Origin of the sequence: Saccharothrix hoggarensis, assembly GCF_042678885.1 — a bacterium.
GTDB classification, from domain to species: domain Bacteria; phylum Actinomycetota; class Actinomycetes; order Mycobacteriales; family Pseudonocardiaceae; genus Actinosynnema; species Actinosynnema hoggarensis.
In genome coordinates this window covers 1-15230 of the sequence record NZ_JBHTLK010000174.1, presented here as the reverse complement: position 1 = coordinate 15230, position 15230 = coordinate 1, and the positions used below count along the sequence as shown (strand labels likewise).

The 15230-nt window shown below is 72.7% G+C and carries 15 protein-coding genes; 8 read left to right on the top strand and 7 right to left on the bottom strand.

The window, feature by feature from the left end; translation table 11 throughout:
- Nucleotides 1-834: trans-sulfuration enzyme family protein (locus tag ACFQ3T_RS26420; protein WP_380726979.1), on the bottom strand; the 834-nt coding region annotated here is incomplete at its 3' end.
- Between the two features lie 74 nt (nt 835-908).
- On the opposite strand from ACFQ3T_RS26420, the gene ACFQ3T_RS26415 reads away from it, so the two are divergent.
- Nucleotides 909-1394 (top strand): Lrp/AsnC family transcriptional regulator, encoded by a 486-nt coding sequence (locus ACFQ3T_RS26415; RefSeq protein WP_380726977.1) that lies wholly within the window; start codon nt 909-911, stop codon nt 1392-1394.
- An 84-nt stretch (nt 1395-1478) separates the two neighbouring features.
- On the opposite strand, the gene ACFQ3T_RS26410 is transcribed toward ACFQ3T_RS26415, so the two are convergent.
- Nucleotides 1479-3071 (bottom strand): M28 family metallopeptidase, encoded by a 1593-nt coding sequence (locus ACFQ3T_RS26410; protein WP_380726975.1) that lies wholly within the window; start codon nt 3069-3071, stop codon nt 1479-1481.
- A gap of 230 nt (nt 3072-3301) precedes the next feature.
- Here ACFQ3T_RS26410 and ACFQ3T_RS26405 point away from each other — a divergent pair, with 230 nt between their 5' ends.
- Entirely contained in the window at nt 3302-5209 is a 1908-nt protein-coding gene (locus ACFQ3T_RS26405; RefSeq protein WP_380726973.1) for an acyl-CoA dehydrogenase family protein, read from the top strand.
- The gene (locus ACFQ3T_RS26400; protein WP_380726971.1) at nt 5202-5582 is read left to right on the top strand and encodes a DUF6292 family protein; all 381 of its coding nucleotides are present in this window, start codon (nt 5202-5204) and stop codon (nt 5580-5582) included. Before ACFQ3T_RS26405 ends, ACFQ3T_RS26400 begins: the two co-directional genes overlap by 8 nt.
- Before the next feature lie 72 nt (nt 5583-5654).
- Here ACFQ3T_RS26400 and ACFQ3T_RS26395 read toward each other — a convergent pair whose 3' ends face one another.
- A complete protein-coding gene (locus ACFQ3T_RS26395; protein WP_380726969.1) occupies nt 5655-5963 on the bottom strand; it encodes an AzlD domain-containing protein in 309 nt (102 codons plus the stop codon).
- A complete protein-coding gene (locus ACFQ3T_RS26390) occupies nt 5960-6637 on the bottom strand; it encodes an AzlC family ABC transporter permease (protein WP_380726967.1) in 678 nt (225 codons plus the stop codon). Before ACFQ3T_RS26390 ends, ACFQ3T_RS26395 begins: the two co-directional genes overlap by 4 nt.
- 56 nt (nt 6638-6693) lie before the next feature.
- Here ACFQ3T_RS26390 and ACFQ3T_RS26385 point away from each other — a divergent pair, with 56 nt between their 5' ends.
- The 3 genes from ACFQ3T_RS26385 (at nt 6694) to ACFQ3T_RS26375 (ending at nt 7969) form a co-directional block, all read left to right on the top strand.
- Entirely contained in the window at nt 6694-7251 is a 558-nt protein-coding gene (locus tag ACFQ3T_RS26385; RefSeq protein ID WP_380726965.1) for a helix-turn-helix domain-containing protein, read from the top strand.
- A 77-nt stretch (nt 7252-7328) separates the two neighbouring features.
- Entirely contained in the window at nt 7329-7583 is a 255-nt protein-coding gene (locus ACFQ3T_RS26380; RefSeq protein WP_380726963.1) for a hypothetical protein, read from the top strand.
- The gene (locus ACFQ3T_RS26375) at nt 7568-7969 is read left to right on the top strand and encodes a type II toxin-antitoxin system VapC family toxin (RefSeq protein ID WP_380726961.1); all 402 of its coding nucleotides are present in this window, start codon (nt 7568-7570) and stop codon (nt 7967-7969) included. The genes ACFQ3T_RS26380 and ACFQ3T_RS26375 overlap by 16 nt, the downstream gene beginning before the upstream one ends.
- A 57-nt stretch (nt 7970-8026) precedes the next feature.
- On the opposite strand, the gene pdxS is transcribed toward ACFQ3T_RS26375, so the two are convergent.
- Entirely contained in the window at nt 8027-8974 is a 948-nt protein-coding gene (gene pdxS, locus ACFQ3T_RS26370; RefSeq protein ID WP_380726960.1) for a pyridoxal 5'-phosphate synthase lyase subunit PdxS, read from the bottom strand.
- A 248-nt stretch (nt 8975-9222) separates the two neighbouring features.
- Here pdxS and ACFQ3T_RS26365 point away from each other — a divergent pair, with 248 nt between their 5' ends.
- Nucleotides 9223-11283, top strand: coding sequence for an elongation factor G-like protein EF-G2 (locus ACFQ3T_RS26365; protein ID WP_380726958.1), 2061 nt, complete (start codon nt 9223-9225; stop codon nt 11281-11283).
- 112 nt (nt 11284-11395) lie between these two features.
- On the opposite strand, the gene ACFQ3T_RS26360 is transcribed toward ACFQ3T_RS26365, so the two are convergent.
- Together ACFQ3T_RS26360 and ACFQ3T_RS26355 are read right to left on the bottom strand one after the other, a co-directional pair.
- On the bottom strand, nt 11396-12901 hold the full coding sequence (locus ACFQ3T_RS26360; protein ID WP_380726983.1) for a CoA-acylating methylmalonate-semialdehyde dehydrogenase: 1506 nt from the start codon (nt 12899-12901) through the stop codon (nt 11396-11398).
- Nucleotides 12902-12906: 5 nt separating this feature from the next.
- Nucleotides 12907-14181, bottom strand: a complete 1275-nt coding sequence (locus tag ACFQ3T_RS26355; protein ID WP_380726981.1) for an aspartate aminotransferase family protein — start codon at nt 14179-14181, stop codon at nt 12907-12909.
- Nucleotides 14182-14291: 110 nt separating this feature from the next.
- Between ACFQ3T_RS26355 and ACFQ3T_RS26350 the strand changes: the two genes are divergently transcribed.
- The coding region (locus ACFQ3T_RS26350; RefSeq protein WP_380726956.1) for a PucR family transcriptional regulator ligand-binding domain-containing protein at nt 14292-15230 on the top strand (939 nt) is incomplete at its 3' end.

The window sequence follows — 15230 nt, the reverse complement described above, 5'->3', positions numbered from 1 at the left end:
GCCGGGGTGGTCGGCGAGCCGCGCGGCGAGCACGACCGCGCCGCGCTGGGCCGCCTCGACGCGCAGCGGCAGCGTGGCCAGGCCGCGGTGCATGAGGTAGCCGCCGAGCGGGTGCAGCACGGCGCCGGTGATGATCCGGACCTGGCGCAACGGCCCGGCGTGCTCCTCGGCGCAGGCCACGACGCCGCCGAGCACGTCGCCGTGCCCGCCGAGGTACTTGGTGCCCGAGTGCAGCACGTACGTCGCGCCGAGCGCGGCGGGGTTCTGGAGCACGGGCGTGGCGAACGTGTTGTCCACGACCACGGGCACGCCGCCGGCCTGCGCGACGACCGCGGCGATGTCGAGGAGGTCGAGGTTGGGGTTGGCCGGCGTCTCGACGACCACCAGCCCGGTCTCCGGGGTGATCGCGTCGGCGACCCGGTCGGCCGCCGCGTACGTGGTGCGCACGCCGAGCAGGCCGGACGACAGCAGGTGGTCGGTGCCGCCGTAAAGGGGCCGCACCGCGACCACGTGCGGCTTGCCGATCAGCACGCACGCCGCCTGCACCACGGCGGTGACGGCGGCCATGCCGCTGCCGAACGCCACGGCGGCCGACGTGCCCTCCAGCGCCGCCAGCGCCTGCTCGAACCGGGCCACGGTGGGGTTGTGCAGCCGGGAGTAGACGGGCGAGGTGGCGTGCGCGGCGCCCTCGGCGAGGTGCTGCAGCGCCTCGCCGCCCGCGGCCTGGTCGGGGATGGGGTAGGTGGTGGACAGGTCGATCGGAAGGGCGTGCACGCCCAGGTCGGCGAGGTCGTCGCGCCCACCGTGCACCGCCGTCGTTCGCAACCGGGTCATGCCCGAATCGTGGACTTCTCGTCGGTGGTCGGCGCAGACTTCCGCAGGCTGTTCGGCTGGAGGAGGGTTTCGACGTGCTGGATTCGGTGGACGCGGCGATCGTCCGGGAGCTGCAGAAGGACGCGCGGCTGCCCAACAAGGACCTGGCGGACCGGGTGAACGTGGCGGCGTCGACGTGCGTGGTCCGGCACCGGTCCCTCCGCGAGCGCGGCGTGATCACCGGGTACCACGCGGAGGTCGACCTGGCCGCGGTCGGACGGCCGGTGCAGGCGATCATCGCGGTCCGGGTCCGGCCGCACACGCGGGCGATCGTGGAGCCGTTCATGGACTACGTGCTGTCGCTGCCGGAGGTGCTGGCCATGTCGCACGTGGCCGGGCCGGAGGACTTCCTGGTGCACGTGGCCGTCGCCGACACGCCCCACCTGCAACGCCTCGTGCTGGACCGCTTCACCACCCGCCGCGAGGTCAGCGAGGTGCAGACGAACCTGCTGTTCCAGCACGTCCGCAAGCACACCGTGCCGCCGGCGGGCAGTGACGGCGCGCGCGACCGGTGGTCGTGACCGAGCGGTGGTCGTGACCGAGCGGTGGTCGTGACCGAGCGGTGGCGGGCCGGGACCGGGTGACCCGCCCGGCCCGCCTCCCGGTCAGGCGGTGATCCGCACCGACGACGTGCCCGCGCCGTGCGACTTGCCCGGCGAGCGGACCCCGTTCACGGTCGAGGTGTCGAAGGCGAACGTGATCACGGCGGTGGCGATGGCGTCGGCGTTGACGTCCAGCGCCGCCGCGTTGACGTTGCCGCGCAGGTCGTAGGCGGCGTCCAGCTGCGCGTACAGGGCGGCGTCCGCGCCGTCGGCGACGGGCGTGTTGCTGTCGCACGGCTGGTGGTAGCACGGGTCGTAGGCGGCGCCCGCGACCCCGCCGTACCGCGCGGCCTGGTCGGCGGTCTTCACGCCTTCCGCGCCGGTGAACAGGCCGCCGGCCGGGATGCCGACGGCGATGAACGGGCCGTAGTCGGACCGGCCGGAGAACTCGGTGTCCTCCGCGGGCAGGCCGCGGTCGGCGTAGAACTTCTCGAACACGTCCTCGATCTCGGCCGAGCCGGGCGGGATGAACCCGGGCGGGGCCGTGCCGCTGGAGTTGTCGCCGTCGTAGATCCCGTTGAAGTAGTTCGGCGAGCCGACCATGTCGAAGTTCAGGTACAGCGCGACGCGGTCCCGCTCGGCCTGCGGCAGGGTGGCGACGTAGTGCTCCGAGCCGAGCAGCCCTTCCTCCTCCGCGCCCCACCAGGCGAACCGGACCAGGTTGTTCGTCTTCACCTTGGCCATCCGGACGGCGACCTCCAGCAGCGCGGCGGACCCGGTGCCGTTGTCGTTGATCCCGGCGCCGTCCTGCACGCCGTCGAGGTGGGCGCCCGCCATCACGGTGTTGTCGGCGATCCCCTCGTCCGACTCGGCGAACACGTTCCACGCGGTGCGCGTCTCGGACAGGAAGTCGACCTTGACCCGGACCGTGCGCGGCCCGCCGACGGCCAGTTCCGCGCCGACCGCGTAGGTGGCGAAGACGACCGGGATCGCGAGGCCCGGCGTGTCGCCGATCGGCGTGGACAGGCCGGTGCGGCCCGGTTGGCCCTCGTTGAACAGGATCACGCCGGACGCGCCCGCGGCCTGGGCGTTCAAGGTCTTCTGGGCGAACCCGCAGGTGCCGCGCTGCAGCAGGGCGATGGTGCCCGCGGTGAAGCCCGCGAAGTCGGACGCCTCGCAACCGCTGCTGTTCGAGTTCGGGTTCGGGCCGGGCGGGACGACCACGTCCACGGCCGTGACGGGCGCGGTGGCCTCGCCCAGGTACGTCGGCGTGAAGCCGTTGCGGGTGAAGTCCCGGTCCACCGCGTAGGTCCGCGGCGTCGGGGCGAGCTGTTCGAGCTCGGACCGCTCCTCGGTGTAGGGGAAGTCGAACGCCTGCACGGCGGGGTCGTAGCCCGCGGCGGTGAGGGTGTCGACGACGTAGTCCACCGACGCCCGGTAGCCGGGACGGCCCGCGGCGCGGTCGCCGTGCTCGTCGGCGATGGCCTGGAACGCGTCGAGGTGCCGCAGCACCCCGTCGAGCGTGACGGCCTTGGTGAGCTTGGCCGGTGAGTTGTTGTTCGGGTCGGCGGTGGCCGGGCCGACCACGAGCAGTGGTGCCGTCAGGACGAGAGCGGCGGTGACGGCGATCCGCCTGCGGCGGGGACGGAAGGGCATGGCTTGCCTCCAGGTGTGACAGACGCCACTCTGTGGGTCGCCCCACCGTGGTGCCCGCGTTACACCGATCAGTCCATCGTCACGGACCGTCATGTTCGTGAGGTGTCTGACGTTGCCCCTGCGAGCGTCGGACCTTGCCCCTGCCCCACGTCGGCATCGCACACGGCGTCGGCGCGGGTGGGGCGGTGCCGTTGTCGCGCCCCCGCCGTGAACCTGTGTTAACAAAGAGCATGGGGATCACCACGGGCGAAGTCGACAAGCGGACCGAGGCGTTGCGCGACCTGCTCGACGGCCGGTGGGCGTCGTTGCGCCGCGGGTCGCTCGACCTGCTCGCCGGTCTGCAGCCGCCCGGCGAGCTGGGGCGCGAGGAGTACCGCGCCTGGGTCTCGGAGCAGATGCGCGCGCTGGCGGACGGCGGCCACCCGCTGATCGGGTTCCCGACCGGGCACGGCGGCCGGGACGACGTCGGCGGCTCCGTGGTCGCGTTCGAGGTGCTGGGGTTCGGCGACCTGTCGCTGATGGTGAAGGCGGGCGTGCAGTGGGGCCTGTTCGGCGGCGCGGTGCAGGCGCTCGGCACGGCCGAGCACCACGACCGGTACCTCCGCGCGATCATGGACCTGGACCTCCCGGGCTGCTTCGCCATGACCGAGACCGGGCACGGGTCTGACGTCCAGAACCTGCGGACCACGGCGACCTACGACCCGTCGACCGAGGAGTTCGTGGTCCACACGCCGGACCCGTCGGCGCGCAAGGACTACATCGGCAACGCGGCCCGCGACGGACGCATGGCCGTGGTGTTCGCGCAGCTCGTGACAGGCGGTGCGACGCACGGCGTGCACGCGGTGCTCGTGCCCGTCCGGGACGCGGACGGCGCGCCGATGCCGGGCGTGCGGATCGAGGACTGCGGGCCGAAGGCCGGCCTGAACGGCGTGGACAACGGACGCCTGTGGTTCGACCACGTCCGCGTGCCGCGGGCGAACCTGCTCAACCGGTACGGCGACGTCGCTCCGGACGGCGCCTACTCCAGCCCGATCGAGGGCGAGGGCCGCCGGTTCTTCACCATGCTCGGCACCCTGGTGCGCGGCCGGATCAGCGTGGCGGGCGGGGCGGGCAGCGCGACCAAGAAGGCGTTGGCGCTGGCGATCCGGTACGGCGACGCGCGGCGGCAGTTCACCCGGCCGGACGGCGGCGACGAGGTCGTGGTGCTCGACTACCTGGCCCACCAGCGGCGGCTGCTGCCCGCGCTGGCCACGTCGTACGCGCTGCACTTCGCGCAGGAGGAGCTGGTGTCCGCGCTGCACGACGTCGGCGACGACCGGGCGCAGCGGGAACTGGAGTCGCGGGCCGCCGGGCTGAAGGCCGTGGCCACGTGGCACGCCACGCGGACCATCCAGACGTGCCGCGAGGCGTGCGGCGGGGCCGGGTACCTGTCGGAGAACCTGATCGCCGGGCTGAAGGCCGACACCGACGTGTTCACCACGTTCGAGGGCGACAACACCGTGCTGCTGCAGCTGGTCGCGAAGGGCCTGCTCACCAGCTACCGCGACCACGTCGGCGACCTCGACCCGTGGGGCATGGTGCGGTTCGTGGCCGACCAGGCGGTGGGCGTGGTGATCGAGCGGACGGCCGCGCGGGCGATCATCGACCGGCTGGTGTCGGGCAGCTCGGACGCGCTGCTGGACCGCGGCTGGCAGCTCCGGCAGTTCGAGGACCGCGAGAAGCACGTGCTGGAGGGCCTGGCGCGGCGGTTGCGCAGGGCGTCCAAGGACAACGCGTTCGACGTCTTCAACGCCGCTCAGGACCACGTGCTGCACGCCGCTCGCGTCCACGTGGACCGGGTGGTGCTGGAGGCGTTCGTGGCGGCGGTGGACCGGTGCGGCGACCCTGAGGCGACCGCCCTGCTGGACCAGGTGTGCGACCTATACGCGTTGAGCACCATCGAGGCGGACCGGGCGTGGTTCCTGGAGCACGGCCGCTTGTCGCCCCAGCGGTCGAAGGCGGTGTCACAGGCCGTGAACGAGCTGTGCGGCCGGTTGCGACCGCACGCGAGGGCCCTGGTCGACGCGTTCGGCATCCCGGAGTCGTGGCTGGTGGCGCCGATCGCCGCCGGAAAGGTCCAGAATGAGAGGTATGGATAACAGTGCGGTGATCAGCCAAGGCCTGGCCCGGTACGTGAAGGCGGTGGCCGAGGAAGTCGGCGTCCCGCCGGAGGGCACCGAGTTCGAGGTCAGCGACACCGCCACCGCCTACCTCGGTCTGGCCGAGGGTCCGGGGCGCGACCTGATGCTGTTGTGGAACGAGGAGCGCGGCTGGTCGATCGCGGTCGAGACCGACCCGGCCGAGGCGCCGGTCGTCGTGGCCCACCTGGGTCTTCCCCTCGTGCCGCCGCCGGACGTGGTGGCGCGGTTCGTGGACGACGTGCTGGCGGGCAAGACGGGCGGCCCCGAACCGGACCCGGGTGGCGCGCGGGACCGGGCCGGGCTGGCGAGCAGGCTCAGCGACTACCTGTAGACGCCTCCGCCCGCCGTGTCGCGCATGCCCGGCTCTTCGTGAACCAGGTCGCGACCGGTGGGCGGCGGTCTTCTAGGAGACTCCGGCGAGCCGCAGGCCCGCGGTGGTGACGGCGGCCAGCACGACCACCACCACGAACGGCGCCTTGCGCCAGGCCGCGACCCCGCCGACCAGCACCCCGATCGGCAGCGCGAAACCCGCGAAGGCCTGCCCCTTGGCCAGCGACGCGGTCGCCACCAGCGCGAACAGCAGGATCGTCGCGGAGGTGGACATCATCAGCTTGACCCGGTCGGAGAGCGTCAGCCGGTCGCGCAGCAGCGGTCCGGCGAGGCGGAACGCGTAGGTGCCCGCGGCGAGCACCAGGACGGCGGTCAACGTCATGCGGGCGCCTTCTGCCGTGCGGTGATCACCAAGCCGCCCAGCGCGACCAGGACCGGGACGCCCGCCGGCAGGAACGGCGTCGCGGCCAGTGCGATGGCCGCGCCGAGCAGCGCGGCGTGCCGGGTGGCCTTGTCCTTGAGCGCGGGGAGCAGGAGGGCGAGGAGCGCGGCGGGGAACGCGGCGTCCAGCCCGAAGGCGTTCGGGTCGCCGATGTTCTGGCCCACGAGCGCGCCCGCGACCACGGCGAGGTTCCAGGCGACGAACAGGGCGACGCCGCACGACCAGTAGGCGGCCTTGGCCTTGCGCGGGTCGCTCTGGGCGAGCGCGAACGCCGTGGTCTCGTCGATCAGCAGGTGGCTGCCCACGAGCCGCTGGACCAGGCCCTTGCCGAGCACGTCGCCGACCGCCAGGCCGAACGGCAGGTGGCGGACGTTGAGCAGGAGCCCGGCGAGCACCGCGGCGGCCGGGCTGCCGCCGGCGGCGACCACGCCGACCGCCATGAACTGCGCGCCGCCCGCGAAGACCAGCAACGACATCACCACGGGCAGCCACCACGGCAGTCCCGCGCCGGTGGAGATCGCACCGAAGGAGGCGCCGCTGACGGCAGCGCCGGCCGCCACCGCGGCGACGTCACGCAGCAGCTCGGAGTCCGGGGTTCGCCATGTCGAACGCATCGTCTTCTACGATGAACACATCGGAAGTGTTCGTCAAGCCGAACGATTGGACTGTCATGTCGAACACAGGGGCGCCGCTCGACGTCATCGCCGCCTCGCTCCGCCGCGAGCGCGACCGCGCGGGCCTGTCGTTGAGCGAACTGGCCAAGCGGGCCGGGATCGCGAAGTCGACGCTGTCCCAGCTCGAGTCCGGCAGCGGGAACCCCAGCGTCGAGACCCTGTGGGCGCTCGGGGTCGCGCTGGGCGTGCCGTTCTCCCGCCTGGTCGACCCGCCCACCCCGCGCGTCCGCGTCATCCGTGCCGGGGAGGGCCCGGCGATCTACTCGGAACGCGCCCACTACACCGCGACCCTGCTCGCGTCGTGCCCGCCGGGCGCCCGGCGCGACATCTACCTGCTCCACCTCGAACCCGGCCCGGCCCGCGAATCCGAACCGCACATGCCGGGGACCGTGGAACACGTGATCGTCAGCTCCGGCCGCATGCTCGCGGGGCCGCAGGGCGAGCCGGTCGAACTGGGCCCCGGCGACTACCTCCTGTACCCCGGCGACGTCCCGCACACGGCCCAGGCACTCGAACGGGGAACCGTCGCCCTGCTGGTCTCGGAGCACGTCTAGAACACGCGTTCGAGCGATCCAGCCGGCGGGCCGGTCGGCCGATGGATCTTGCATGACAACAGAGGAGGTGGCCGCGAATGTCGCACCCCGCGACTAATCTGGACCACGTGGCCGACGAACCGGACCCCGACGACAACGTCTTCGGTCTTCGCGCGCAGATCGAGCAGCGACAGGCCGAGTTCGCCGACGGGCCGACCATGGCGGAGGTCATGTCGGACCTCGACCTGTTCCGAGGCGAGCCGTCGAACGCGGTCGCGATCCTGGCCGCGTGCCGGGCCGAAGACGAGGCCCGCCACAACGAGTTGTACAGGCACCTGTGGCGACGGTCGTGATCGACGCCTCGGCCCTGATCGAGGCAATGATCGGCGCCGAGCCCGTGCAGCCACTCCGTCGTCGCGTCCTGGCAAGCGAACTCGCCGCGCCGGACTTGATCATCTGCGAAGTGCTCAACGTGTTGCGCCGACGGGCGCGAGTCGACGCGGTGGGCCGCGCCCAGGCCAACCGGGCGGCGTGGTGGTTGGCCAGGGCCCCGATCGCCACCACCGGGCACCGCGCCCTCATCGATCGGGCGTGGGAGCTGTGCGACTCGCTCAGCGCCTACGACGCGCAGTACGTCGCTCTCGCCGAGCAGCTCGACGTGCCGCTCATCACCTGCGACGCGAAGCTCGCGGGATCTCACGGCCACAAGGTCGACATCGAGGTCTACCCGGTCTCCTGAACGGACGCCCGCGGCCCGCCGGGGGTCCGGCGGGCCGCGGGCGTCACGAGCGGAGGTCTACCAGCCGCGCTCGGCCAGGCGGTGGGGCTCGGGGATCTCGTCCACGTTGATGCCGACCATCGCCTCGCCCAGGCCGCGCGAGACCTTGGCGATGACGTCCGGGTCGTCGTAGAACGTGGTCGCCTTCACGATCGCCTCGGCGCGCTGCGCCGGGTTGCCGGACTTGAAGATGCCCGACCCGACGAACACGCCCTCGGCGCCGAGCTGCATCATCATCGCCGCGTCGGCGGGGGTCGCGATGCCGCCCGCGGTGAACAGGACGACCGGCAGCTTGCCGGCCTCGGCGACCTCGCGGACCAGCTCGTACGGGGCCTGGAGCTCCTTCGCCGCGACGTACAGCTCGTCGGTGGGGAGGTTCTGCAGCCGCAGGATCTCGGCGCGGATCTTGCGCATGTGGGTAGTGGCGTTGGAGACGTCGCCGGTGCCGGCCTCACCCTTGGAGCGGATCATCGCCGCGCCCTCGGTGATGCGGCGCAGCGCCTCGCCCAGGTTGGTCGCACCGCACACGAACGGCACGGTGAACTGCCACTTGTCGATGTGGTTCGCGTAGTCCGCCGGGGTCAGCACCTCGGACTCGTCGATGTAGTCCACGCCGAGCGACTGGAGGACCTGCGCCTCGACGAAGTGGCCGATCCGCGCCTTGGCCATCACCGGGATCGACACCGCGTTGATGATGCCGTCGATCATGTCCGGGTCGCTCATCCGGGACACGCCGCCCTGCGCGCGGATGTCGGCGGGGACGCGCTCCAGCGCCATGACGGCGACGGCGCCCGCGTCCTCGGCGATCTTGGCCTGCTCGGCGTTGACCACGTCCATGATCACGCCGCCCTTGAGCATCTCCGCCATGCCCCGCTTGACGCGGGAAGTGCCGGTGACCTGGGTGCCGGCGTCGGGTGAAGTGGTCACGACCAACCTTTCTCGAAGTGGAGGACCAACACCACCCATGGTAAGGCCGACGTGGACCGCCGAGGCATGCCACTCACGCCCGTTCTCGGCAGGCCACTTCCACTCCCGCCGCAGGTAGTGGCCTACGCCACCCCTTGCCACAACCACCGGCCCGACGGACCGCCGCGGCCCTGGTGGCGCACACCACCCCCGTTCCTCCTGCCGGGTTGGGTGTGGCCGGTTGGGGTTGTCCCGCAGGTCGCACGGGTGTGAGATCGGACACTAAACACTTGTGGAGGGTGGTCCCAATGGGCAGCAAACACTCCGACAACGGCCACTCGGCAGGCGCGGTCGCTGTGGACGACCCGGCCAAGGTCCGCAACGTCGTGCTGGTCGGCCCGTCCGGCTCCGGCAAGACGACGCTCGCCGAGGCCCTGCTCGCCAGCACCGGTGTGCTGACCCGGGCCGGTTCGGTCACCGAGGGCAACACGGTGTGCGACCACGATCCGGCGGCTGTCCGCCAGCAGCGGTCCGTCGGCCTCGCCGTCGCCCCGATCCGGCACGGCGACATCAAGATCAACCTCATCGACACGCCCGGTTACGCGGACTTCGTCGGCGAGCTCCGGGCCGGCCTGCGCGCGGCCGACGCGGCGTTGTTCGTGGTCAGCGCGGCGGAAGGCGTGGACCCGGCCACGGTGGCGCTGTGGGAGGAGTGCGCGGCGGTCGGCATGCCGCGCGCGGTCGTGATCGCCCGCACGGACCACCAGCGCGCCGACGTGCCCACCGAGATCGCCGCCTGCCAGGCCGCGTTCGGCGCGGGTGTGGTGCCGCTGTACCTGCCCGGCGACGACGGCGGCCTGGTCGGCCTGCTCACCACCGACGACCCCCGGTACGAGGAGCAGCGCAACGCGCTCATCGAGGGGATCATCGCGGAGAGCGAGGACGAGACGCTGATGGACCGCTACCTCGGCGGCGAGGACATCGACCAGGCGACGCTCATCGCGGACCTGGAGACGGCGGTCGCGCGCGGCTCGTTCCACCCGGTGATGCCGGTGTGCGCGCTGACCGGCCTCGGCCTGCCGGAACTGCTCGACGGCATCGCCCGCGCGTTCCCCTCCCCGCTGGAACACCCCCTGCCCGAGGTGACCGGCGTGGACGGCATCCCGCAGCCCCGCCTGGAGGCCGACCCGAACGGCCCGCTGGTCGCCGAGGTCGTGCGCACCGCCGTCGACTCGTACGTGGGCCGCGTGTCGCTGGTCCGCGTGTTCTCCGGGACGCTGCGCCCCGAACGGCCGGTGCACGTGTCGGGTCACGGCATGGCCGACCGCGGCCACGAGGACCACGACGTCGACGAACGGGTCGCGCACGTCTACTCGCCGCTCGGCGCGAACCTGCGCGAGGTGCCGTACTGCGTGGCCGGCGACCTGTGCGCGTTGACCAAGCTCGGGTCCGCCGAGACCGGCGACACGGTGTCCGCGCCCGACAAGCCGCTGCTGGTGGCGCCGTGGGAGATGCCGGAACCGCTGCTGCCGGTCGCCGTCGTCCCGCGCAGCCGCAGCGACGAGGACAACCTGGCCCGCAACCTCGGCAAGCTGGTGGCGGGCGACCCGACGTTGCGGCTGGAGCGCAACGCGGAGACCCACCAGCTGGTGCTGTGGTGCATGGGCGAGGCGCACGCGGACGTCGTGCTGGCCCGGTTGCGGGCCGGTGGCGCGGAGGTCGACACCGAGCCGGTGCGGGTGGCGTTGCGCGAGACGTTCGTCGGCCCGGCCAAGGGCCACGGGCGGCACGTGAAGCAGTCCGGCGGGCACGGCCAGTACGCGGTGTGCGACATCGTGGTCGAGCCGCTGCCGCGCGGGTCGGGCTTCGAGTTCGTGGACCGGATCGTCGGCGGCGCGATCCCCAACCAGTTCATCCCGAGCGTCGAGAAGGGCGTGCGCGCCCAACTGGCACGCGGCCTGCAGGGCGGTCACCCGGTGGTGGACGTCCGCGTCACGCTCGTCGACGGCAAGGCGCACTCGGTGGACTCGTCGGACGCCGCGTTCCAGACCGCCGGTTCGCTGGCGCTGAAGGACGCCGCCGCGAACGGCCGCACCGCGTTGCTGGAACCGGTGGACGAGGTGACCGTGCGGCTGCCGGACGACCACCTCGGCACCGTGCTGGGCGACCTGTCCGGCCGCCGCGGCCGGGTGCTCGGCACCGAGGCGGACAGCCCCGGCTACACGGTGATCCGCGCCGAGGTGCCCGCCACGGAACTGCTCCGGTACGCGGTGGAGCTGCGGTCGCTGACGTCCGGCACCGGCACGTACACCCGCCGGTTCAGCCGATACGACCTGCTCCCCCAGTCGCTGGCGGCCCAGGCCAGGTAGCGGTGACGGGGCGAACCGGGCCGGGGCGACCCCACCGGCCCGGTCCCCGTCGAGGCGATCACGACCGCGGCCGCTCGGGGGTCGCCCGACCGGCCGGGGCCGCGCGCCCGGCTCAGGTGTTCTGCGGGAACCCGAGGTTGACCCCGCCGTGCGACGGGTCCAGCCACCGACTCGTGACGACCTTGGTGCGGGTGAAGAAGTGGATGCCCTCCGGCCCGTACGCGTGCGAGTCGCCGAACAGGGAGTCCTTCCACCCGCCGAACGAGTAGTAGGCCACGGGCACCGGGATCGGCACGTTCACGCCCACCATGCCGACCTCGACCTCGTTCTGGAACCGCCGCGCCGCGCCGCCGTCGTTGGTGAAGATCGCCGTGCCGTTGCCGTACGGGTTGCCGTTGACCACGTCGAGCGCGTCGTCGTACGTCGCCACGCGCAGCACCGACAGCACCGGGCCGAAGATCTCGTCGCGGTAGAGCGCCATGTCCGTGCCGACGTGGTCGAACAGCGTCGGGCCGAGCCAGAACCCGTCCGCCTCGCCGTCGATCGCGTGCGACCGGCCGTCCACGACCAGCGACGCGCCCTCCGCCGTGCCGTTCTCCACGTAGGTCCGGACGCGGTCGCGGTGCGCGCCCGTCACCAGCGGTCCCATCTCGCAGCCCGGACGGCGGCCGTCGCCGACGTGCAGGTCGTTGATGCGGTCGGTGATCTTGGCGACGAGCTCGTCGCCGACGGGGTCCACCGCGACCACGACCGAGATGGCCATGCACCGCTCCCCCGCCGAGCCGAACCCCGCCGACACCGCCGCGTCCGCCGCCAGGTCGAGGTCCGCGTCCGGCAGCACGACCATGTGGTTCTTCGCGCCGCCCAGGGCCTGCACGCGCTTGCCGTGCCGGGTGCCGGTCTCGTAGACGTACCGCGCGATCGGCGTCGACCCCACGAACGACACCGCCTTCACGTCCGGGTGCTCCAAGATGCGGTCCACCGCGACCTTGTCGCCGTGCACGACGTTCAGCACGCCGTCCGGCAACCCCGCCTCGGCGAACAGCTCCGCGATGAAGTTCGCCGCCGACGGGTCCTTCTCCGACGGCTTCAGCACCACCGCGTTGCCGCACGCGATCGCGTTCGGCACGAACCACAGCGGCACCATCGCGGGGAAGTTGAACGGCGAGATCACGCCGACCACGCCGAGCGGCTGCTGCATCGAGTACACGTCCACCCTGGTGGACGCGTTCTCGCTGAACCCGCCCTTGAGCAGGTGCGGGATGCCGCACGCGAACTCCACTGCCTCCAGCCCTCGCTGCACCTCGCCCGCCGCGTCGGACAGCACCTTGCCGTGCTCGGCGGTGACGATCGCGGTCAGCTCGCCCTTGCGGGCGTTCAGCAGCTCGCGGAACGCGAACATCACCGTGGACCGCTGGGCCAGCGACGCGTTCCGCCACGACGTGAACGCCTCGCGCGCGCTCCCCACCGCCTCGTCCACTGTGGACTCGTCGGCGAAGTCGACCCGCGCCGCCACCTGCCCGGTCGCCGGGTCGTACACGTCGCCGGAGCGCGCGCTGTCGCCCGTCCACGGCTTGCCGCCGATCCAGTGCCCGATCCGCTTGGGGGTGATCCGCACATCGCTCACAGGACGTCCTCCAGGATTCCCAACGCCTCTTCGACCTCGTCCTCGGTCACCGTCATCGGCGGCGCGAGGCGGATCACGTTCCCGTACAGGCCGCCCTTGCCCACGAGCAGACCTCGTTCCCGCGCGCCCTCCAGCACCGCGACCGCCTTCGCCGGGTCCGGCGCGCCGTCCGCGCCGACCAGCTCGACGCCGACCATGAGGCCCTTGCCGCGCACGTCGCCCACCGCCGGCCGGTCCGCCGCGACGGACCGCAGCCCGCCGATCAGCCGGTCGCCGAGCTTGGCGGCGTTGGCCTGGAGGTCGTGGTCGAGCAGGTAGTCCAACGTGGCCAGGGCGCCGGTGGTGGCGATCGGGTTCCCGCCGAACGTCGACAGCGAGTGGGCCGTGAGGCAGTCCATCAGGTCGCCGCGCGCCACCACGCCGCCGATCGCCAGCCCGTTGCCCAGGCCCTTCGCGAACGTCATCGCGTCCGGCGTCACGCCGTGCGCCTGGATGCCCCAGAAGTGCTCTCCGGTGCGGCCCCAGCCGGTCTGCACCTCGTCGGAGACGAAGAGGATGCCGTACTCGTCCAGCACCTCCTTGAACGCGGCGAACAGCCCGTCGGGCGGCGAGGAGAACCCGCCGACGCCCTGGATCGGCTCGGCGATCATGCACGCCACGTCACCGGCCGTGGTCGTCTCGATGACCTCGCGCAGGTCCGCCACGCACGCCTTGACGTAGTCGGCGTCGGACAGGTCCCGGAACGGGCTGCGGAACCGGTAGCCGCCGTGCACCCAGCTCACCTTGACCGGGCTCAGCGAGGACGCCGACCAGCCGCGGTTGCCGGTGATCGCCACCGTGGCGAAGGCGCGGCCGTGGTAGGAGTTGCGCAGCGCGAGGACCTGGTCGCTGCGCCGGAACTGGGTGGCCAGCATGAGCGCCGTCTCGTTGGCCTCGGTGCCGGAGTTGGTGAAGAACACCTTGGCGTCCGGGATGCCGGACAGCTCGGCGATCTTCTCCGCCAGCTCGACCTGCGAGCGGATCAGGTACAGCGTGGAGCTGTGCAGCACGCCGGTGTCGAGCTGGGCGCGGATCGCGTCGGAGATCTCGGCGACGTCGTAGCCGATCGCGTTGGTCAGGATGCCGGCGAAGAAGTCGAGGTAGGTACGGCCCTCGCGGTCCGTCACCCGGCGCCCGCTCGCGCTCGCCAGCTCGATCGGCCGCTCGTAGTAGAGGGCCATCCAGTCGGGCATCACCGCGCGGTGCCTGGCCAGCAACTCCTCGTGTCCCATCGCGTCCTCCGGTCGTCGGTCCCGCACCACCCAGGAGTCTGGTCGGCGTCGCCCCGCCCCGCCATGCACAACCTGTACCGCTTTCCGGCTCCGCGCATTACGTTGTGTCCATGTACCCCACGGTCGCGGAAGCGCTCGCCCTGCCCGTGGTCCGGCGCGGGGAGCCCACGGTCGTCGCCGGCGCGGCCGGGATGGGCCGGCGGGTGCGCTGGGTCCACGTCGCCGAGGTGGCCGACATCGCGCACCTGCTGCGCGGCGGCGAACTGGTGCTGACCACCGGGATCGCGCTGCCCGACGACCCGGACGGGCTGCGGCGGTACGTCGCCGACCTGGCGTCCGTCGGGGCGTCCGGGCTGGTCGTCGAGCTGGTGCGGCGGTGGAGCGACCAGGTGCCCGGCGCGCTCGTGGCCGCCGCCGAGCAGCACGGCCTGCCGCTCGTCACACTCGCGCGGGAGACCCGGTTCGTGTCCGTGACCGAGGCCGTCGTGTCGCTGATCGTGGACGCCCAGCTCGCCGAGCTCCGGGCGGCCGAGCAGGTGCACGAGGCGTTCACCGCGCTCACCGTGGCCGGCGCCGAGCCCGCCGAGGTGCTGCGCGAGGTGGCCCGGACCGCCGGGCTGCCCGTGGTGCTGGAGACGCTGGGGCACGAGGTGCTCGCCTACGACGCGGCGGGACAGGACCCGACCGCGCTGCTCGCCGACTGGGGGCAGCGGTCACGGGCGGTCGCCGTGTCGGAGCGGACGGCCTACCACGCGCAGGCGGGCTGGCTGGTGACGGTGGTCGGGGCGCGGGGCGCGGACTGGGGCCGGCTCGTCATGGTCTCCCCCGACCCGCCGCCGCACCGGCACGTCGTGGTCGCCGAACGCGCGGCGTCCGCGCTCGCCGTGCACCGGCTCGTGGCGCGGGACCGCGAGTCGCTGGAGCGGCAGACCCACCGGACGGTGCTCACCCGTCTCCTCGGGCAGCCGCCGCACGAACTCCCGACGCGGGCCGCGGCGCTCGGCGTGCCGCTGGAACGGCGGCAGCTCGTCGGTGTCGCGATCCGCCCC